Source organism: Nannocystis punicea (genome assembly GCF_026965555.1).
Taxonomy (GTDB): domain Bacteria; phylum Myxococcota_A; class Polyangia; order Nannocystales; family Nannocystaceae; genus Nannocystis; species Nannocystis punicea.
Genome location: NZ_CP114040.1, coordinates 9,798,692 through 9,817,946, shown reverse-complemented (window position 1 = coordinate 9,817,946; position 19,255 = coordinate 9,798,692). Strand labels below are relative to the sequence as shown.

The following is a 19,255-nucleotide window of genomic DNA, read 5'->3' as shown; positions in this document are numbered from 1 at the left end:
CCGACGGACGCAGGTCGGCGCCAATGGCTCGCCTCGCGGCCCGGGGGTACACGCCGACACTTGTGAGCGATTTTGCGCTGTGCAAGAATGCGCATCAGGTTATGAGCCGACGAAACCGAAAACTGGCGCTCACGCCGGTACGGCGGGGTATCCGTGCGCTTCCTGCCCCGGACGATCCGAGTTTGCCTGCGCTGGTGCCGCTCGACCGGCTGTCCGGGGCGCCGCACCGCTGGCCAACGCCTCACGTGCTGCGAACGCGCTGGGCCGCCGCGACCGATGTCGGCGTGCGGCGTGACCACAACGAGGACGCATTCGCCATCGATCCAGCGCTTGGGCTGTTTGTCGTATGCGACGGGGTCGGCGGGCGTTTGTCCGGGGAGGTAGCGTCGTCGGTGGCGGCTTCGACGATCCAGGAGTGGGTCCAGCGCGAAGCACAGACTTTAGCCGCAGCAGCCCGCTCGCCCCGCGATGCTCGGGCGGTCGCCAGCGTTGGCGTGCTCGTGCACGATGCGATCCAGGGGGCGTCGCTGGCAATCCGAGACCTGGCGCAGTCCGATCTCCGGTACGAGGGAATGTGCACCACCGCGACGGTAGCGCTGATCGTCCACGACTTCGCGGTCATGGGACAGGTGGGTGACTCGCGGGTGTATCTCGGGCGTGGCGCCGATGTCCGCCAATTGACCGAGGACCACACGCTGCACAACCTGCAGGTCCAGCGGGGCTTGCTCAAGCCGCACCCGGCACGCGGACGCAAGAGCCCAATCACCCGCGTGCTCGGGCGCGGCGACGCGGTGGAGGTCGACGTTGGGGCGCTGCCACTCATGGCCGGCGACCGGTTGCTGCTGTGCTCGGATGGGCTGCACGAGTACCTGGCGAACGACGATGAGCTGCAAGGGCTGCTCCGACTGGACGTCCACGAGGCCGCGCCGGCCGCGATTCGGCATGCAAACGCCCGCGGGGGGAAGGACAACATCACGGCCCTGTTCGTCGAGCTTGTCGCGGGCTGACCTGCCGGGGCGTCGTCGCTCCAAGGCCGCGGCCCCCCGCTTCTGGTGCTCCGGCTGAACCGGACCACAAGCCGGCAGAACCATGTCCCGCGGTCTTGGCGCCGAGCACGGCTGGCGGTCACGCCAGTGCTCGGCGATCGGCGACATGTCCTTGCTTCGTCATCTCGTCGGCGAGCTGCCGCAAACTCTTGCACGTCCAGACCCCACGTAGCGACGTACGTTCGTCGAACACGCCCGAGCCCTTGCGGTCGCCGGACAGCGGCCGCACGTTGAGGGTGTGGGGGACCCTTACTTCGTCCTTGGCCTGAATCCACGCATGACCGACGAGGAAATTCACCGTGCCTGGCGCCGTTTGATCGCGTCCTGGCACCCGGATCGACATAGCGGAAGCCCCTATGCAGAGGCGGAAACTGCTAAGATCAACGAGGCTTACCAAGCCATCAAGGCGCTTCGCGCACGACCGGCCGGGGCGAGACCTACCTGGGAAAGCCCGCCTCCGCCTCCGCCTCCGCCTCCCCGGCCCTCACCACCCAAGCCGCCTCCCCCACCTCCCCGGCGCGGAGCGGATGTTCGCAGAGACATCCAGGTTTCTTGGGAGATCGCGTTTAAAGGCGGCACCATCGCACTCCAACTGAACGGCGAAGTGTTGGAAGTCAGGGTGCCGGCGGGCTGTGAAATCGGCAAGACTTGGCGTCGCAAGGGGCGAGGTCGACCTGGCCGGCCTCCAGGAGATCTAGTGATTCGGCTTGCGCGATACACCGAGAGTGTTCCTTGGAGAATCAAAGGACTCAACGTGCACATGACAGTGCAGGTGACGTTCTACCAGATCTATCTGCAAGAAGCTGTAACGATCAAAACGCCCTGGGGGCAGCCGCATCGGTTCGTCCCTAAATACCGAAACACCGAAGCAACACGGATCAAGGGCGCAGGGGTGAAGAAGGGCCGAAAGAAGGGAGACGTGATCATTGAGTGGGATGTTGTGTATCCTCCACGACATGATCCGCATCTCACAGCGGCACTGAGGGATCTGCAGGGCTAACCCTCCGGGAAGCATCGGGTACGTCCGCACCGCGGAGTAGCCGGCTCGCGCCGGCTTACGACGGCGAGAAGCCCTGGCACACCGCGATCGAAATAGGCGTCACCCAACACGTCCTCGAGTACATTGACGATACCAGCGCGAAGCGGCAACTCGCCTGCGCCGCTCACGTCTGCGTGGGTCCCGGGCGTGCGGACGAGCCGGTTGCCCCGAGAACCTCCGACTCCTCCGACCCCGCCGCCTGGAGTCCCCGACGAGTTGGCAGGGAGCGAGTAAAGGTGGGTTTCGGAGGCACCCGAGCGGTCGAAGTCCCGGGCAGTGTCCCTCCAGAACCTGTCGAGCTACCGCCCACGGATGATGTCATTCCGGACGTGGGCGTGCCGGGCGTGGTCGTCGCGGACGAGGTTGGGCGCATGGCGGTGTCCGAGACTAAGGTCGGCGTCGTCGCTTCCACGTCTCCCTCGCTCAACTCGGCTACGTCGTCGGTACACGCAAAGGTGAGGAGGAGGGGGAGGAAAAAAGAACAGCGAGCAGGCATGGCCCACTATAAGCCGAGTGCTCACGACGGACCAGCGCCCCGAACAACGGCCGCGGCTCACGGGCGGTCGAACGGGACCGCCGTGGCGGCAACTGCGCGCATCACCACTCCCCAGGCAGCGACAGCGGGTAAATGAACATCGTTTCAAGTTGTGCGCGGTATCTGCCTCTGGCAGTTTTCCGTCCACGGAACAGCGATGGACAACGACGAAAACAACCTTGATGCCGCGGAACGGCGCTGTGCCTCGACGCCCTACGCACCACCGGTAACATCGTCGGCGCCGCGGAACTGCTGGGCATCAGCCGTCAGACCTTGAAGAATCGAATCCGCAAGTACGGCATCCAATGGCCGCCCGGCCGAAAACCTGACCAAGCGTAGTTTCGCCGAAGGGCTGGCAGCCACCCCGAGCCACCGCAGAGCCGAACGCGCGAGCGCTGCTGAAACTGCCTCCGAAAGTTACGCCCGCCGATGCTGGCGGATGGCGGTGTCGTAGGAACTCAACACGCGTGAGACCTGCTGTGAGTCGGCGGCGAGCACCGGTTGGTTCCTACAACATCTCGGGCTCCGCGCCCGTCGGTATGGCGATGGGCGCGCCGCGTCGCAGCCAGCCGATCGGAGCGCCGCTGCCATGCACGAACACCTCCGTGCAGCAGCTCGCGTCGGGACTACAAGGGGCGTCGCACCCCGCATCGGCCGCCTGTGCCTCGGTCGTCACCCGCACGGCTACCTCATCGGATTTCGCGGCCTCTACCACTCGGCCGCGTCGGCCCGCGTGGCAAGGCCCTCGTTTGCGGATTGTCCAGCTCCTTGGCCGACGTCGGCCGCCGGCTACGGGGCCGTAACGAAAGATTTTTTCGCGCTGGGCGTTGACGAGCATCCACCGACCACTACACTTCGGCCGTCTTCGGTTGGTGCGGCTCCACAGGGGGCCGTGGTCGTGCCATTTCGGTGTGGCCGGGGGCAGAGGAGGTGATTGCGTGATGTCTGAGTACTGGATTGTTGGTGTTGACTATCGGGAGGGGGTCATTGCGGAAGTGTGTGCTGCGAGCCTGGATCGGAGCACGCGTGACGCCCGGGGCAACTGGCCCATGGGGGAATTTCGGCGGGTCTCGCGGCAGCAGGTCATGACCTGGCTGCGGACGGGCGTCCAGGTGTACACCGCCACGGCAAAGCCGAACGAGAACAGTGTTTGGACCTTGGGCGCTCGCGTTGAGCCGACGCGCGATGGGAAGTACATCACGACCGAAGGCAATGACACGACGCGTAACAACCTCGGCAACTTGCCGCGGTGTACCTGCTGAACGGGCTGTTCTTCGCTACGCACAGCAGGTCACGCGCGTGCTCGCCGGCCTGCTGGTCCATGTACACCAGGCCGACGCCGGCCCGGTCGCCCTCCATGTGGCGCGCGATCGGCTCGTCGACCTCGTCGAAGTAGCGCCGCACCGCGGCGTCGACGGGCAGGAGGACCAGGGGGCCGTAGGCGCTCGGACCGCGCCCGAACTCGCCGGACCGGCTCGCCTTGATGTTCGAGCCGTTCCAGGTGGCCGACCGTCTCACGGGGACGACTGGAGGCCCACTGAATATGGATCTCGGGGGTAGTAAGCGTCCGGCGAGCTACGTCGTGACAAGGTGCCAGCCGAGGACCTACAAGAGGGCCTCGGAGGCTGAATGTCGAAAGAGAGTGATGAAGATCGTGGTGACCAAGGCGCGGTCGTGCTGCAGCCCGAGCCGCCGGCGCGAGGGACGTTCGCGCTGCTGATCCCGAGCGACATGTCGTGGCAGGCGAGCTCGTTCGGCGGTGCGCTGCGGCTGGACTTCCGACCGATGCGGCCGAGAGACCGGGCGGCGCGAGCGCGGGCGAAGGCCAAGCCATGAGCGCGAGGGGGGAGGCGACGTGGCGCAAGCGGGTCGACGGCTGGATCGCCAGCGGTCAGACCTGCAAGGAGTACGCGGCGCGTATCCGGGTCAATCCACACACCCTGGGTTGGTGGAAATGGCGCCTGCATGCGGCGCGGGCCGATGCACGCGACCAGGGCACGGGCGAGGCCGGCTTCGTCGAGGTGACGCAGGAGGTCGCCGCGTCGATGACGAGCGAGCCCGGCGTGCTCGAGCTCGAGGTCGGGCGCGTGGTGCTCCGGATCCTTGGCCATGTCGAGGCCGACATGCTCGGGCGCGTGCTCGACGTGCTGGAGGGACGACGATGATCCCGGCATCGGTGCGGATCTTCGTATGCACGGAGCCTCAGGACATGCGGCGCGGGTTTGATGCGCTCGCGCTCACGGTGCGGCAGGTGATCGGCGAGGACCCGCGCGGCGGGGCGGTCTTCGTGTTCGCCAGTCGCAGGTCCGATCGCGTGAAGGTGCTGTGGTGGGACCGTAACGGCTACTGCCTGATGTACAAGCGGCTGCATCGGGCGCTGTTCCGCGTACCGGCGGCGGACGAGCCGGCGCAGCGCTCGGTGGTCGTCGACCCGAAGGGCTTCGCGGAGCTGCTGCGGGGCGTCGAGCGAACCTCGCGCCGTGAGGGTCGAAATCGCTCTTGACGTGAATGCTCAAAAGCGTACGTAGGAGGCGTGACCGAGGTCGAGCTCGTCCGCAATGAACTCGAGAGCCGCATGCGCGAGCATGCGGACGCGATCGGCAAGCTGACCGCCGAGCGCGAGCGGTACAAGACGCTGTACATGGAGCTGCTCGAGCGCTGCAAGCTGCTCGAGAAGGGCATCGTCGTCGGCAAGAAGGCCGAGCGCTTCGCCGCCGGCGACGACCCGCAGCTCGCGCTGCAGATCCTCGAGATGATGCTCGCCGGCCGCGACGTCGTCGTCGAGGAGGTCGAGGAAGAGGTCGAGCTCGACGACGCCGAGGATGAAGACGCCGACGACCCGGAGGTCGATCGTCCTGCGCCTGCCCGGCGGCGCTCTCGCGGTCGCCGCCCCTTGCCCGAGAACCTCCCGCGGGTCGAGATCGAGGTCCTGCCGCCCGAGGTCGTGCGTGAGGGCCTCGACGCGTTCCAGCGGATCGGCCAGGTCGTCAGCGAGGTCGTCGAACGTCGACCGGCCTCGCTCGTCGTCGCGCGGATCGTCCGGCCGAAGTTTGTCCGCAAGGGCGAGGCGCTGGGCACGGTCGAGGACCGGACGATCGAGGCACCGGCGGTGCAGATTGCCGAGCGCCTGGAGCTGCCGATCGAGCGCGGCCTCGCCGGCCCTGGCCTTCTCGCCGACACGATCGTCCATCGCTGGCAGGACCACCTGCCCGCGAACCGCCTCGAGGCGCTCTACGCTCGCGACGGCCTCCAGCTCGCGCGCTCGACGATCTGCGGCTGGCACGAGCAGCTCGCGGACCTCGTCGAGCCGCTCGTCGAGGCCATGTTTGCCGACGCCTTCACCCAGCCCTATCTCTGCACCGACGCGACCGGCGTCCTCGTGCAGGCGAAGGAGCAGTGCCAGCGCGCCCACTTCTGGGTGCTTGTCGCGCCGGAGCGCCACGTCCTCTTTCGCTTCTCGCCGGCCCACGACAGCGAGGCCGTCGACCGGCTCCTGAAGGGCTATGCGGGCTATCTCGTCGCCGACGCCCACGCGGTCTACGATCACTTGTACGCGACCGGCGACGTCCTCGAGGTCGGCTGCTGGGCCCACTGCAGGAGGTACTTCTTCAAGTGCCTCGGATCGGAGCCGGAGCTGGCCCGGCACGCGTTGTCGCTGATCAAGGCGCTCTTCAAGATCGAGCGCGCACTGGCGACGGCGCCCCGCAAGAAGCGAGAGTCGGTCCGCCAGGCAAAGTCGAGACCGATCGTCGACGCATTCTTCCTCTGGTGCGACCAGCAGGCCGCGCTCGCCCTCGACGGTACGCCGCTGGTCAAGGCCCTCGGCTACGCCCGCAATCAGCGGATCGCGCTGCAGCGCTTTCTTGGCGACGGCCGCCTGCCCCTCGAGAACAACATCTCCGAGCGCAACCTCCGACGCGAGGTCATCGGCCGCAAGAACTGGCTGTTCCTCGGCAGCGAGGAGGGCGCCCGCGCCAACACGCTCTTCGTCTCGCTCCTGGCGAGCTGCCAGCTCCACCGGATCGAGCCCTTGGCATACCTCCGCGACCTGCTGTGCCTGCTTCCGTCGTGGCCCCGGCGCCGAGTCCTCGAGCTCGCACCGGCCTTCTGGCAGGAGACTCTGAAACAGGAGGACACTCAGCAGCGGCTCGCCACCAACGTCTTCCGCGGCGTGTCCCTCGGGAAGCATGCGAGCGAGGTGTAGCCGAACGGCGGATCAACCGGGAACGTAGCTCGCCGGACGGATACCGGGGGTACCCCGGACATGGGGATGCCCGTCGGAATGCTGCAATTCGGTCGCTGGACGTTGTACGACAAGGATGCGATGGCCGTGAAGGCCATAGCGAGCCCGACGACATACGTGGGGGCAGGGAAGGTCGAATTCGGGCTCTACGAATTCTCGTGTGTGTACATCAACTTCCTGGACACCGACTACATTGGTGTCGTTTACGAGCTTGCAACGGGTAACCCGAAGCCATGCTATAAGAACTACGCTTCTTGGAAGGAGGCGAGCCCATATTTTAAAGACGCGAACTGCACTCAAGCAGTTGGGTACACGTTGCCCGGATATCCACCGTCCGTTCTGCAAGTCAGCGGAACGCTCTTCTACGTGACCGGCAACAGTCCCATTGTGACCCCGACATACACATGGAACGCCATGCAGAACACCTGCGTGATGAACAACGTCGAACTCGAGTTCCATGAGTACAAGCCAGTCCCCAGTTGGGTCTTGGAAATCATGGATTCACCACCCTATTCCATGGTGCTCGAGTACTGAGGGTGTTAATTCCTCGCGCAAGCCCCCGCGATCGTGGCCTCGCGGAGGCGGGTCCTGTCCTGAAACGCAGTCTGGCTTGCCGAGCTACGGCGGTCCTCGACTGGCGAGCCACGCGCCGGACGCGGCCTTGCTCGACCATCACAACCGAGTCTGACCATGGTCGGCGGCCCCGCTTTTTGGGGCACGGAGGGGCAGCCAGGGACTGGTGCGGCGGCTCAGACATAGAACCTGTAAGGCGCGGCTGCCGTCAATCGAGCACGGCAATCCCCTCTAGCTCAAGATCCCGGTGCAGCGTGACCGCCAGTACCTTGAGCCCCGTGAGCTCGTACCAGGGAATCGAGGAGCATGCCTCCTCGTTCATGTCCAACCACTCAATCAGTCGAAGTGAGGCCTGTCTCACGCTACTCCGAATGGCTCGTCGCGAACGCTCGCCGTGCGCGAGCTGCAAGGTCGCCACGGTCACGAGGACCTCAAGGCGCTCACTCAGCGCTTCAGGCAGGCGCAAGACCTCCCAGTGAACATTAACGATCGTTTTGTAGCCCAGATAGGCTGCCGCACCTGCCTCGGCCGCGTCATGACAGAGCGTATCACCGCTCAGGCACGCGAACGCGTGGAACCAACGGTCGCGGAGGAACCTGACCTCTTCCACCCCGACCAGGACCGCCCCGTGGCGAGAGAGCCTGCGCTCACTACCGTGGCCGAAGTACGCGAAGCCCTGGTGTTCCTGCTGCAACTCCACCGACACGCGCGCGCGATCGACCTCGTCCCCGCTGACGAACTGGATCCCGTCATCAGGAAACGCGCGCCTGAGCGCAATCACTGTCTTCTCGGCGAACCAGTGGCTGGTGACCAGCGCTGGGTCGTCGGGGTGCCACGCGTCCAACACACAGAGCTTCACTTCGGCGTTCCTTGTGCGCGTTTCGCTCGAAGCCCCGTCACCTGCATCGCCGCGGCATGGAGGCTCTCGAGGAACGCCTTGGCCACGTCCTCGTCGTTCTGCAGCGCCGCAAGCATCTCGGTCGCCGTCAATTTCTGACCATCGCCTGTCCTGAAAACCACCTCGTCACCGAACAGCCGGAGCATCTCCTGCAACTGGTGCTTCGCCGGCCCCGGTTCATACAGGTGCACCCGATCGACCTCGTCGAGCGGCTTGCGCTGCACGACCGTCTCGCCGTTCGCCAGTGACACATCCCAGTAGCCCGTGAGGTCGAGGTCGAACAGATTGCTGTGGGTGGCGATAAAAAACTGTTCTACCCGGCCATCTTCCATCATCTTCTGCAAGATGCCGCGCAGTTCTCGCCCCAGCGTCGGCGCGTGGAGGTGCGCCTCGGGCTCCTCGATCGCCACTAGCCGCCCCCGAGCCAGCAAGATCGAGGCGACGATCGCGTACATTTGCACGACGCCGTGACCCGCGCGATCGACCCGAATGTCGCGACCCAGGGGATTCGGCTCTGGCAGCCGTTCGCGCAGCTCAAGCCCCGAATTCGATCCTATGAATACGTCGAACTCGGGGCGGTGGAGGGTATCAGCAACAAACTCCCGCAGCTCATGGTAACGGCGACGCAACGCCAAGTCGCTCGAATTCTTTGCGGCGAACAGCTCGCGTACAACTTCTCCATCAGGAATGGTACTGCCCCTCCGGGAGCCCGAAGCACTCGCGTCGCCAAAGGCATTCACCGCGAGCGTCCTTGTCACGCCGAGATGCGCAAATGCGTCTGGCACAATCCCACGGAGCAAATCACGGACGTTCCGGTCGGCGAAGGGAAGACCTACCCATTGACCATTGACAAACAGGTGCTTGAACCGCAGGTTGAAGCCCCCGGGCCGGCGCCAAAAGTGAATCTCGACCTGAACCCGCTCCACAGGTTCATTCCCGCGACTGAAGGTAGCGAAGTTATCAGGACCTTCGATCTCGGCCCCCATCACGATCGACTGGGTATCCTCGCGGGCGAAGAAATCATCCTCGCCGATCCACTTCGCGGCCGCCTCGCTACCCGCCTGACGAAACGACGGGCGCTCGTCTACACCGCCGTACGCCGTATCGACCGCTAGCGGCATCAGCGTGAAGAACGTCTGCAGCGCGTCGAGGATATTGCTCTTGCCGCTGCCGTTCGGCCCGTAGAAGATGTTGAAGTCCCCGAGCCCCTCCAGCGTGACGTCGCGCAGGCTGCGATAGCCCTTCACCCAGAACTTCTTGACCTTCATCGTCCGCCTGCTCGCCGATCCAGCAAGGCCACGAGAATCATGTCCGGGCGCGGCTTCATGTCGCTCCAAGCTACCGGACTGCCGGCGCGGTTTCAAGCCGCGGCCGTGCGATATCGAGCCCCGCCGCTGGGCCGTCCGACGTTCGCCCGTCCAGGCGCTTGAGTCCGCCCTAACCCGCGTAACGAGGGCATGGCGAGCGCCCGGAGCCGACGCGCTCCCAGTTCGTCGACGGCTGGACCTGCGTGCGGTGCGACGAGGACCCGACCGGCAAGCCCACCGATGCCCCCTTGTACCCGCGTCGGCCGGCTTGGCCGGCGTGCCGATCGGGCCGCACGTGTCCGTGCCGTCGCTTTCGGCGGCGCCGTCGGAGGCGCCGTCGCCGTTGGCGGCGACGACGTCCTGCGCACGAACTCGTCGCGCTGTCGGCGTGGCCGGCGAGTCGATCAGGCCGCACGCGTCCGGTGCCGTCGCCGTCGGCGGCGACCTTCCGGCGCGGCCTGGTCGCCACTCTCGAAGGACAAGAGGGCTCGATCTTCGAGCATAGGTCATGGCGGCGGCCGCGCCCGCCGCCCGGCGCAGCTCCGTGTCTACCCCGCCGCCTCGACGGCCCCGGCCTCGGGCCCGGTCACGGGGTGCTGCGATTGCTTCTGCCGCGGCGCCGGCTCGCGTCGCCAGTGTTCTTCGCGTGGGCCTTCTCGTGTGTCCAGCGTTGCGCCGCTGCCAGCAGATCGACCGTGGCCTGACTCCGCCTCCCGTCCTGCATCGGGAACGTCCAGAAGTCGCCGGACACGAGTTCGGCGCGCGCCGCTGCGTCGCCCGAGGATGCGAGGAAGCGATCGATCCGCGCCTGCTCCGTGGTGGGGATCTCGAGCGCCAACACCAGCGGTCGGCCTTGCGCGAGCACGTGCCTGCTCCAGCCTAACGCGCGCCTGCGCATGATGCCCCTGATCGCACAGCACCGCGCCCAGGCAGGTCAGCAGCAGCGGATCGGCTGCAGGTCCGGGGCGAGGCACTGCGCTGGCGGACCCGTGCGTGAGGCTCGCCACGCTCCCCCAGGCCGAACAGAACTTCCTGCGCGGGCGAGCATCGCAGCGTACCTGGTCGCGGTGCTCGTTCGGCTCGGTCTTCACGCGCATTGCGCGCGGTGCGATGCTCCCGTTCAGACCAAGCACATCAGGCTCGGGTCTGTTAGATTTTGAACATGCCGCGCGCCACTTTGCCCGACGCCATCTCTTCGCCTGTCCAGGACAGCCTGGAAGAGCGCGGCGAGCGCCAGCCCAAGCTCTCGCGCCAGGAGCTTGAGCGACTTGGACGCGAGGGCCAGGTGCTGCGCCAGGCGATGCAGAAGCAGGTCGAGGAGTTTCGCAAAGACCCTGGTCGAAACAGGAGTCGGTGGCTCTGATTCGCCGTACGATGAGCCGCCGATTTCGCGGCGCCTCGATATCCTCGCTGCGCGACGAGATCGCTCGTGCAGCGGGCTTCCGGGGCGACGCGGTGCCCGCGCAGGTCCGTTATCTCGAGTCCTATCTGACCAATTCAGAAGTCGGCGCTCGCGGTCTCCTGATCGAGGAAGATTACGTTGATCGCCATTTTCTTCACGAGTTCGTCGCCTATTACGCGACGATGCTCGAGCCTCCTCCCGGGCACTGCACCCGGCTCCATGTCTTCATCCAGGAAATCGGAGAGGACACGCTCGACCACTGGATCGAGAGCCTGTCAACGAAGCGAGAAGAGCTCCAGCTCCGAATCGCCGAGATGTACCTCGGCTTCATCGTCGTCCGTCCGCTCCCGTTCGCGCCGATAGGGAGGACATTGCTGCGGCCATATCCCCACAACGGGCTGGGTCGCTGTTATGAACCCGCCAACACTGGGCACCGGGTCCACTTCCTTGGGTTGGACCTCGCCATCAAAGCGCTGCCGTTTCAGCAGCAAGATCAGGCGGTAGGGGCGTGCGCGACAACAGCCCTGTGGGTCGCCCTCTCCAGGGTGATGAAGGCGGATGGGCATCGTGCCGTGACGCCCAAGGATGTCACGGATGCTGCTACGCGGCATGTCGTCAACGGCCGGGCGATACCGGCGGTCGCAGGTCTCAGCGACGAACAGGTTGACTCCGCTGTGCGCGCCTTCGGCTACGAGCCCTATCGCTTCTCGGCGGAGGCGCGGGACAACTGGTCGCTCTTTCAGCTCGCCCTGAAATGTTACGTCACTTCGGGGATCCCGGTGCTACTCCGTGTCCATGCCGCCGGTGCGTTGGGCTGTCACGCTCTTGTCGTCGCCGGGATCCGGGAGGATGGGGATCCAACAAGTCACGAAGAGGTCGTGGGGCTAGTACTGCCTGCCCGAAGTTCTCCAGGGGTTCTGTCCTGGATCCATCGCCAGGGCGGTATAGGCGGTGGAATAGGCGAGGCGCGAAAACGATCTCGTCGATGTGCCAGGCCCACGAGCACAACGGCTTCGTTTGGCACCTTCGGTCCGTGACGAACTGGAGGTGCTGGCCCGGAGTGGCCGCGCCGAGGCACGCCTCGTACTCCGGGCGAGGCTCGTGCTCCTCGCTGCCGAAGGGCACTCAAACCAGGAGATTGCGCGGAGATTGGGCTGCCACGTGGACACGGTGAGGGTGTGGCGTGGGCGCTTCGCGCGTGATGGGCGAGTCGTGACGCTCGAGGATCGTCCGCGAAGTGGGCGACCTCCTCGGGTATCGCCGGCGACACGCTGCAAGCTCATCAAACTCGCCTGTGACAAGCCTGCCAGGCATGGCCAGCAGACCCGTTCGACGTGGACATATGCGACGTTGGCAAGGCGCCTGCTTCATGAGACAGGTGTCGGGCTCAGCGTGTCCGAGGTGGGGCGAATCTTGCGCAACGAGGATTTCCGGCCGCACAAGATGAGGCTCTGGCTGCACAGCCCCGACCCCGACTTCTGTCGCAAGGTTCAGCGCATCTGCGATCTCTACCATCATCCCCCGGACGGAGCTCATGTGCTCTGCGTCGACGAGAAGACCGGCATGCAGGCGCTCGGACGGAGATTTCCCAGCAAGCTCCCCGCGCCCGGCCGCGCGGGCCGTTTCGAGTTCGAGTACGTCCGCCGCGGTACCTGGTCGTTGTTCGCGGCCTTCGACGTCCGCACCGGTGAAGTCCTGGGCGAGTGCAAGCCGCAACGACGGGCCGAGGACCTCTTGGACTTCATGGAGAGCCTTGCCCGCAAATATCCTACCGGCCAGCTCTACGTCGTCTGGGATAACCTCAACATCCACTATGAGGGTGCGGACCAGCGTTGGGCTCGCTTCAACCGGCGTCACGGCGACCGCTTCCACTTCGTATACACGCCGATCCATGCCTCGTGGGTCAACCAGATCGAGATCTGGTTCTCGCTGCTGCAGCGCCGCGTCCTTCGTTACGCCGACTTTCCTTGCGCCGGAGCCTTGCCCCGCGCCGTGATGAGCTTCATCCGGCGCTGGAACAGCGACGAAGCGCACCCGTTCAACTGGACCTTCCGCGGTCACTTCGTCCACACTCAGCGGCACCACGCCGCATGAGCCGTCCACGCACCACCCGCAACGCCGCTGCGAAATCGGACGATGACGCTCGCGCTGTCGAGCAGTTCCTGCGCCAACACCAGGGCCTCGCACATATCCGTGTCCGGCATCGCGCCCCGCTCATCACCCTCGAGTCCGGCCCCACCCACGATCCGATCCCGCACGCGCGCCTGCGCCGTCTCGCCGCCAACTTGTGGCAGCTGGAGATGGCTACCCATACCGGGCGCTGGGAACCAACACCCTTCCGCGCCTCTCGCGACGAACTGCTCGAGCTACTCCTCGGCAACTTCGGCTGGACCCTTGCAGAGAGGGCCTAGCAACCCCTGGAGAACTTCGGGCCGGATGTACTAGAGCGGATGAACTATCGGCCGATCGTTCGCGTATATGCCCACGATGATAGACTCGGGCCGTATGCCCGTATGGTGCTTGTCAAGGGCGAAAGCGGGGAAATCCCGAGCCTGCGCTTCGAGCCCCGGAGCGCCGGTTTCGAAGATTTCACAGGGCCCCTCGACATTCAGGGGGGGTGCGTCCCACTCTATACCAAGCTCCGGCTGACCGCGGAAGATCTCGTGCTCGTGCTTGCGGGTCTCGCTCCTCTCGTGAAGAGGCTTTTCCGCGCGCCATCGTCCGTAGACCTTCGGTTCCAGCTCAGCGGCGACTATCTGGCGGATTTGGCGACGCTTGTTGACGATGGGGAACGTCTGAAGAAAGCGCTCCTTTGCGCTCGCTTGTCTCGCTATGTGGGACGAATTCGGCTCCGAAATCCAACCGGTGATTGGCGGCTGGACATCGTTTGCGATACCACGGACATCTACCGCGCGACGCCCCTCGGCCACATGCTGCTGATGATCTTCTGCGCTGATGAGCCACACGCCGAAGAATTCCGAGATTTCTGCGAGGTCCACGGCATCAACGCGTTTGTTCCCTGAGAACCAAAGAGCTTTTTACGAGCGCGCGACCGCCGTCGGTCCCGACTGCCAGGGACCGCCTGGCAAGCCCGGCTGGCCAGCATGTCGCGCCTCCACGGCAGCCGAGTCGTGCTGCTCGCGACGAATGCAGGAATTTTGCCAGGCCCTCGCATACGGCCCCGGTCCGCGCGCTCGTCGCGCAGTGCCACGGCTATCGCGCGTTGCGGGAGTCGACCCTGGGAGCGGTTCGTTCTCCACTGCAGGACGGCCATGACGCGCCAGCGGCCACGCGCCGCTCGGGCACTACCTCCTGGCCACGGTGCTGCACGAGCAAGGACGCGGCGGCGATGCGGTGCCGCGTGGGAACCCCGGGCGCGCACTGTGGCAGCGCCGTGCGCTCGCCGTCGCGGTCCCGGCAACTGTCGGGTGTGGCCCTGGCCGTAGACACGGCGTCGAAATTTCGCAAGCAATGTCCATGCCATGATGTGTGCAGACTTCGCATGGCGATGTTTTATACAATAAATACGCATATTTAGACTCATGCGCAGCAGGCGCCCGTCTACTGGTTTTCGGGCCGTCCGTCCGGATTGCCCCAATTCTCGCGTATACGCATGAATCAGCCCCTTCTGCGGCCCCTGGGTCCGAAAAGCCCCATTAAGAGACGCGGAGGGCCATCCGCTCGAGGACGACTGTCGGCGCGCCCTCGCCCGTGCAGTGGATATGCATAGCCGCGCCGTCGACCGCCCAAGTGACCCGTTCATGCACCTTCCTCCTGGTTCGACAATTCTTCTTTCGCACGCTCCGCCGTCGTGTGATCAGCGCTTCTCGGCATGCACGAACCGCTCGAGATCCGACACCGACAGGTCGCGGCCGGACGGCTCAATGAACCGTGTCATGTACTCGCGGCGGCCGACTTGCTCGCGCTCGGTCCAGCCATATTCACCGAGCAGGCCGCCGGCGTTCTCCGGCGCGATGCCGAAGCGCCACACCTCGTACTTGAGCCTCATGTCCTGGTAAAGAGCCTCCGCGCCATAGAAGTTGGCCCCTGTGAGGAAGTCCGCGCGAACGTACGTGAAGATCAGCTGGCTGCCCGTGGCGGCCCGCGAGAGCACGCGGAGCGTGCTGCGAAAGCCATCCTCGGTCAGGTACTGGGTGACGCCCTCCCATACGACCATGATCGGCCGCTCGAAGCGGACGCCGCTCGTTTCGAGGGCGGCCGCGAGGTCGTCGGTCTGGAAGTCGACCGGGACGAGCGCCACGCGCTCGGGCTCCGCGCCGAAGATGTCGCGCAGGCGTTCGCGCTTGTACGCGATGTTCACCGGCAGGTCGACCTCGAACGCCGCGACGCCTGCCGGCACGGCCAGCCGGTACGCCCGCGTGTCGAGGCCGGCGCCGAGGATCACGACCTGATCGATCCCGGCGGCGATCGCCTCGGCGACCTTGTCGTCGGCGTAGCGCTTTCGACAGAGGATCGACCCCCAGATGCCCGGCGTCTTCTTCTCGGCCGCGCGAATTCCCCAATCGCGCATGAAGCTCCACTTGCAGAGGCGCACGCCGAACCTCATGCCCGGCGGAAGAAAGCGGACGGCGAGGTCGTCGCGGACGATGCGCTGCGCCTCGGGATAGGACTGCTCGACCGCCGCGATCACCATCGGGCCGAACGCGGTCTGGGCTGCATCGGGTCGCTTTGTCATGGTTACCTCCTTCGGGTACGCGCCGCGGAGGGCGGCGGTACCTCCGCAAACACACTCTCGATCCACTTGAAGACTTCATATGCAGTGCGGGCCCGGGCCGCGCGCTTCGGCGACGCACCGACCAGCTCGACGCCGGCCTGGACGATCTCGCCGAGAGCCCGCAGCGAGGCGACCTGCCGCAGCACGACCTTCTCCCATGCGTCGTCGTCGACCCGGTAGTACACGGTGCGGCTCCCCGGCCGGGTAACTTGGGAAACGAAGCCGACTGAGCCCAGCAGACGCATGTTCGTGGTCAGCGAGGCACGGCTGGCGCCGATCGCCTCGGCGATCTCGCCGGCCGACTGCTCGGGGGGGTCGCAGATCGTCAGCCAGCCGAGGCAACGGCCGGCGATCATCGGCAGACCGTCCTGGTCGGCGCAGTACTTCGCGATCCGCTCGACCCACTGCAGCTCGGCTTCTCGCCCCGGGGCTTTCCGTCGCGTCATCTTCAGTTCACCGTTGAGGTGCTAGTCATTTCAGCATGGACTGAAACAGCTAGCAAGACATCTACGTGAGCAGATGCGGCGTGTGCCACAGCGTGCAGCATGCGCGCTCCTGCTTGGCCCTCATCGAGGGTGAGGACGCGATCGGCGCCGACGGCGAGCGCGCCGAGGCCGGTTCAAGGTCGAAGACAATCCTCGCCCTGCAGACTGAGCTCGCGAACCGGGATCTTTAACCTTTTCTTAACCGCGGAACCCGCAACCTTATCCCTCTCGCCTCCGAATGGAAGTCCGCCGGCCCGACCCTGACCAACTCCTCGCACGCGTCCTCGCCGAGGAGGCGGCCACGCAGCGCGGCAAGCTCAAGGTCTTCCTCGGCGCGGCCCCCGGGGTCGGCAAGACGTACGCGATGCTCGGGGCGGCCCGTGAGCTGCGGAAGCAGGGCGTCGACGTCGTCGTCGGCATCGTCGAGACGCACGGACGCCAGGAGACGGAGGCCCTGCTCGACGGTCTCGAGGTGCTGCCGCGCCGGCGGCTCGAGTACCGCGGTCGGACCTTCGAGGAACTCGACCTCGACGCCTTGCTGGCACGCAAGCCGGCGATCGCGGTGGTCGACGAGCTGGCCCACACCAACGTCCCCGGGTCGCGCCACGAGCGTCGGTGGCAGGATCTCGAGGAGTTGCTCGATGCCGGCATCGACGTGTACACGACGGTCAACGTCCAGCACCTCGAGAGCCTCAACGACGTCGTCGCACAGATCACCGGCATCCGCGTCCGCGAGACCGTGCCTGACGCGTTCCTCGACCGCATGCGGGACGTCGTGCTGATCGACCTGCCGCCGCGCGAGCTGATCGAGCGCCTGCGCCAGGGCAAGGTCTACGTCCCAGACCGGGCCCAGGCCGCTCTCGATCGCTTCTTCTCGCGCTCGAACCTGACGGCGCTGCGCGAGCTGGCGATGCAGGCCGCGGCCGCCCGCCTCGACGCCGACGCGCACGACGACGTCTCCGCGCTCCCCGCCCACAACGGCGCCGGACTGCGCCGGCGCGTCTTGCTCGCGGTCGACGGCCACGAGCACAGCGAGTACCTCGTCCGGGTGGCACGCCGATTCGCTGCGCGCCAGCAGGCGCCGTGGATCGTCGCCTACGTCGAGACCGGGCGAGGCGCGCGCACCGACCATACCAGGCTCCAGGCGGCCTTCGAGCTGGCCGAGCGGCTCGGCAGCGAGACGATCGTCCTGCGCGGGGCCAACGTCGCGGACGAGCTGCTCAGTTATGCCAGCCGCCACGGCGTCTCGTCGATCCTCCTCGGCCGCACCCGCGAGCGACCGCTCGCGCGCATCTTCGGCCGCACGGTCACCCAGCAGCTCTTGAACCGCGGCGCCCGCTTCGAGCTGACAATCGTCAGCACCCCGGCGGCTCGCCTCCGTTCGTGGCGGCTCCTCTCCGACGGCCCGTCGTGGCCGCAGCGCATGCGCGAGTATTTCGAGGCGACCATCATCACGGCGGCGGCGGTAGCGTTGTGCGCCGTCCTCGAGCGCTGGCTGCCGGTCGCCAGCGTGGCGCTGGTGTTCCTGTGCGCCGTCCTGCTCGTCGCCGTCCGCTCACGCACGCTGGTCGCGGTCTACACCGCCCTCGTCAGCTTCCTCGCCTACAACTTCTTCTTCACCGAGCCGCGGTGGACGTTTCACATTGCCAGCTTCGCCGACGTCGTCGCCGTGTTCGCGTTCCTGGTCGCCGCCCTCGTGTGCGGTCAGCTCGCTGCGCGGCAACACGAGCAGGTGGTCATGCTGCGCGCCGCCAATGAGCACGCGCGGGTGCTGCAGTCGCTCGGCGAGCGCCTGGCCGCGGCCGTTGACGAGGCGCAGGTGTTTCAGGCCGCCTGCGACGCGATGATGGCCGCGCTGGGCTGCGAGGCGATCGTGCTGCGGCACGACGGCGAGGCGGCGGCGCTGCGGGTAGCCTGTGCGAAGCCGATCGCGGCGCAACTCCAAGCCAACGACATGGCGGCGGCGGACTGGGTCGTCGCCCACGGTCAGCCTGCCGGGCGCTACACCGGGACGCTGTCGGCGTCCGCGTGGTGGTTCGTCCCGCTGGTCGTGGAGAGCGGGTGCATCGGCGCAGTCGGGCTGCGCTTCTCGGCCTCGCAGGTGCTGCTGACCCATGAGCAGCGGCAGCTCGCGGAGGCGATCGTGCACCAAACAGCGCTCGCGGCCGATCGTACCCGGCTCTCGGACAACCTCGAGTCGGCCCGCGTCGAGGGCGAGACGGAGCGCTTGCGGGTGGCGCTGCTGTCGTCGGTCTCGCACGACCTGCGGACCCCGCTCGCCGCGGTGATCGAGGCTGCATCGAACCTCTCGGTCAACGGCGAAGTCATGACGGCGAACGAGAGCCGCGCGGCGGTGGCCCAGATCCGCAGCGAGGGCGAGCGTCTCGATCGCTACATCCAGAACCTGCTCGACATGACCCGGCTCGGCTCGGGGCCGATGAAGCTCCGGCGCGCCTGGGTCGGCCTCGGCGAGATTCTCGGATCGGCCCTGGCCCGACTGCGCAAGTCGTTCCCGGCCCTGGAAGTGACGGTGGACCTTTCGGGCGACCTGCCGCCGCTGTACGTACATCCGGCGCTGATCGAGCAGGCGCTGTTCAACATCCTCGAGAACGCCGCCAAGTTCTCGCCCGCGGGCGCCCCCGTGCACGTTCGAGCAGAGCGTGCATCGGGGGCCAGACTCGTCATCGACATCGTCGACTACGGCCCGGGCATTCCGGAGGAGGAACGGCGCCGGATCTTCGACGCGTTCGACACTTCCCATGTCACCGGCCTCGGCCTCGTCATCGTGCGGGGCCTCATCGGCAGCCACGGCGGCAAGGTCGAGGCACTCGCCGGGGCCGGCGGGCTCGGCACCATCGTCCGCGTCACACTGCCGCTCAGCGAGCTGCCCGGCGGCGAGGACCGCGCGCAAAATTCTTGATCCCGTCGCGTGCGCTCGGCTCCTCGGCCGGGAACGGGATCAAGCTCATCGAGAACGATCACCCAGGAGCCG

At 66.3% G+C, this 19,255-nt stretch carries 21 protein-coding genes; 14 read left to right on the top strand and 7 right to left on the bottom strand.

Annotation, left to right across the window (positions count from 1 at the left end):
* Positions 1-62: 62 nt before the first annotated feature.
* Positions 63-1,007: a PP2C family protein-serine/threonine phosphatase gene (locus tag O0S08_RS37525; RefSeq protein WP_269034272.1), complete on the top strand. Its 945-nt coding sequence runs from the start codon at positions 63-65 to the stop codon at positions 1,005-1,007.
* Positions 1,008-1,125: 118 nt separating this feature from the next.
* On the opposite strand, the gene O0S08_RS37520 is transcribed toward O0S08_RS37525, so the two are convergent.
* Entirely contained in the window at positions 1,126-1,344 is a 219-nt protein-coding gene (locus O0S08_RS37520) for a hypothetical protein (RefSeq protein WP_269034271.1), read from the bottom strand.
* Between O0S08_RS37520 and O0S08_RS37515 the strand changes: the two genes are divergently transcribed.
* From O0S08_RS37515 to O0S08_RS51435, 3 genes are all read left to right on the top strand, one after another.
* Positions 1,324-2,046 carry a DnaJ C-terminal domain-containing protein gene (locus O0S08_RS37515; protein ID WP_269034270.1) on the top strand — a complete coding sequence of 241 codons (723 nt, stop codon included), beginning with the start codon at positions 1,324-1,326 and terminating at the stop codon, positions 2,044-2,046. The genes O0S08_RS37520 and O0S08_RS37515 overlap by 21 nt on opposite strands.
* A 772-nt stretch (positions 2,047-2,818) precedes the next feature.
* The gene (locus O0S08_RS51440; RefSeq protein ID WP_371879575.1) at positions 2,819-2,959 is read left to right on the top strand and encodes a helix-turn-helix domain-containing protein; all 141 of its coding nucleotides are present in this window, start codon (positions 2,819-2,821) and stop codon (positions 2,957-2,959) included.
* A gap of 602 nt (positions 2,960-3,561) precedes the next feature.
* Positions 3,562-3,882: a DUF3892 domain-containing protein gene (locus O0S08_RS51435; protein ID WP_371879574.1), complete on the top strand. Its 321-nt coding sequence runs from the start codon at positions 3,562-3,564 to the stop codon at positions 3,880-3,882.
* Here O0S08_RS51435 and O0S08_RS37510 read toward each other — a convergent pair.
* The gene (locus O0S08_RS37510) at positions 3,818-4,138 is read right to left on the bottom strand and encodes a hypothetical protein (RefSeq protein WP_269034269.1); all 321 of its coding nucleotides are present in this window, start codon (positions 4,136-4,138) and stop codon (positions 3,818-3,820) included. The two genes, O0S08_RS51435 and O0S08_RS37510, sit on opposite strands and share 65 nt — an antisense overlap.
* 218 nt (positions 4,139-4,356) lie before the next feature.
* Between O0S08_RS37510 and tnpA the strand changes: the two genes are divergently transcribed.
* The 4 genes from tnpA to O0S08_RS37490 all read left to right on the top strand — a co-directional run bounded on the left by tnpA (position 4,357) and on the right by O0S08_RS37490 (position 7,397).
* The gene (tnpA, locus tag O0S08_RS37505) at positions 4,357-4,785 is read left to right on the top strand and encodes an IS66 family insertion sequence element accessory protein TnpA (RefSeq protein ID WP_269032851.1); all 429 of its coding nucleotides are present in this window, start codon (positions 4,357-4,359) and stop codon (positions 4,783-4,785) included.
* On the top strand, positions 4,782-5,123 hold the full coding sequence (gene tnpB, locus O0S08_RS37500) for an IS66 family insertion sequence element accessory protein TnpB (protein WP_269032852.1): 342 nt from the start codon (positions 4,782-4,784) through the stop codon (positions 5,121-5,123). Before tnpA ends, tnpB begins: the two co-directional genes overlap by 4 nt.
* 30 nt (positions 5,124-5,153) lie before the next feature.
* Entirely contained in the window at positions 5,154-6,824 is a 1,671-nt protein-coding gene (gene tnpC / locus O0S08_RS37495; protein ID WP_269032853.1) for an IS66 family transposase, read from the top strand.
* Positions 6,825-6,944: 120 nt separating this feature from the next.
* Positions 6,945-7,397, top strand: coding sequence for a hypothetical protein (locus O0S08_RS37490; RefSeq protein WP_269034268.1), 453 nt, complete (start codon positions 6,945-6,947; stop codon positions 7,395-7,397).
* Positions 7,398-7,644: 247 nt separating this feature from the next.
* Here the strand turns inward: O0S08_RS37490 and O0S08_RS37485 are convergent, their stop codons facing one another.
* From O0S08_RS37485 to O0S08_RS37475, 3 genes are all read right to left on the bottom strand, one after another.
* Complete coding sequence (locus O0S08_RS37485; RefSeq protein ID WP_269034267.1) at positions 7,645-8,295, bottom strand: hypothetical protein; 651 nt, start codon at positions 8,293-8,295, stop codon at positions 7,645-7,647.
* Complete coding sequence (locus O0S08_RS37480; RefSeq protein ID WP_269034266.1) at positions 8,292-9,602, bottom strand: AAA family ATPase; 1,311 nt, start codon at positions 9,600-9,602, stop codon at positions 8,292-8,294. Before O0S08_RS37480 ends, O0S08_RS37485 begins: the two co-directional genes overlap by 4 nt.
* Positions 9,603-10,227: 625 nt before the next feature.
* The gene (locus O0S08_RS37475) at positions 10,228-10,506 is read right to left on the bottom strand and encodes a TraB/GumN family protein (RefSeq protein WP_269034265.1); all 279 of its coding nucleotides are present in this window, start codon (positions 10,504-10,506) and stop codon (positions 10,228-10,230) included.
* Positions 10,507-10,803: 297 nt separating this feature from the next.
* Here O0S08_RS37475 and O0S08_RS37470 point away from each other — a divergent pair, with 297 nt between their 5' ends.
* The 5 genes from O0S08_RS37470 (at position 10,804) to O0S08_RS37450 (ending at position 14,066) form a co-directional block, all read left to right on the top strand.
* Entirely contained in the window at positions 10,804-11,004 is a 201-nt protein-coding gene (locus O0S08_RS37470; protein ID WP_269034264.1) for a hypothetical protein, read from the top strand.
* A gap of 11 nt (positions 11,005-11,015) precedes the next feature.
* Positions 11,016-12,080, top strand: coding sequence for a hypothetical protein (locus tag O0S08_RS37465; protein ID WP_269034263.1), 1,065 nt, complete (start codon positions 11,016-11,018; stop codon positions 12,078-12,080).
* Positions 12,031-13,137 (top strand): IS630 family transposase, encoded by a 1,107-nt coding sequence (locus tag O0S08_RS37460; RefSeq protein WP_308477865.1) that lies wholly within the window; start codon positions 12,031-12,033, stop codon positions 13,135-13,137. Before O0S08_RS37465 ends, O0S08_RS37460 begins: the two co-directional genes overlap by 50 nt.
* Positions 13,134-13,454, top strand: coding sequence for a hypothetical protein (locus tag O0S08_RS37455; protein ID WP_269032845.1), 321 nt, complete (start codon positions 13,134-13,136; stop codon positions 13,452-13,454). Before O0S08_RS37460 ends, O0S08_RS37455 begins: the two co-directional genes overlap by 4 nt.
* A 102-nt stretch (positions 13,455-13,556) precedes the next feature.
* Complete coding sequence (locus tag O0S08_RS37450; protein WP_269034262.1) at positions 13,557-14,066, top strand: hypothetical protein; 510 nt, start codon at positions 13,557-13,559, stop codon at positions 14,064-14,066.
* Between the two features lie 794 nt (positions 14,067-14,860).
* Here O0S08_RS37450 and O0S08_RS37445 read toward each other — a convergent pair.
* Positions 14,861-15,739 (bottom strand): class I SAM-dependent methyltransferase, encoded by an 879-nt coding sequence (locus O0S08_RS37445; RefSeq protein ID WP_269034261.1) that lies wholly within the window; start codon positions 15,737-15,739, stop codon positions 14,861-14,863.
* A 2-nt stretch (positions 15,740-15,741) separates the two neighbouring features.
* The gene (locus tag O0S08_RS37440) at positions 15,742-16,224 is read right to left on the bottom strand and encodes a GbsR/MarR family transcriptional regulator (RefSeq protein WP_269034260.1); all 483 of its coding nucleotides are present in this window, start codon (positions 16,222-16,224) and stop codon (positions 15,742-15,744) included.
* Between the two features lie 277 nt (positions 16,225-16,501).
* Here O0S08_RS37440 and O0S08_RS37435 point away from each other — a divergent pair, with 277 nt between their 5' ends.
* Positions 16,502-19,183 carry a DUF4118 domain-containing protein gene (locus O0S08_RS37435; protein ID WP_269034259.1) on the top strand — a complete coding sequence of 894 codons (2,682 nt, stop codon included), beginning with the start codon at positions 16,502-16,504 and terminating at the stop codon, positions 19,181-19,183.
* The last annotated feature ends 72 nt before the right edge of the window (positions 19,184-19,255 follow it).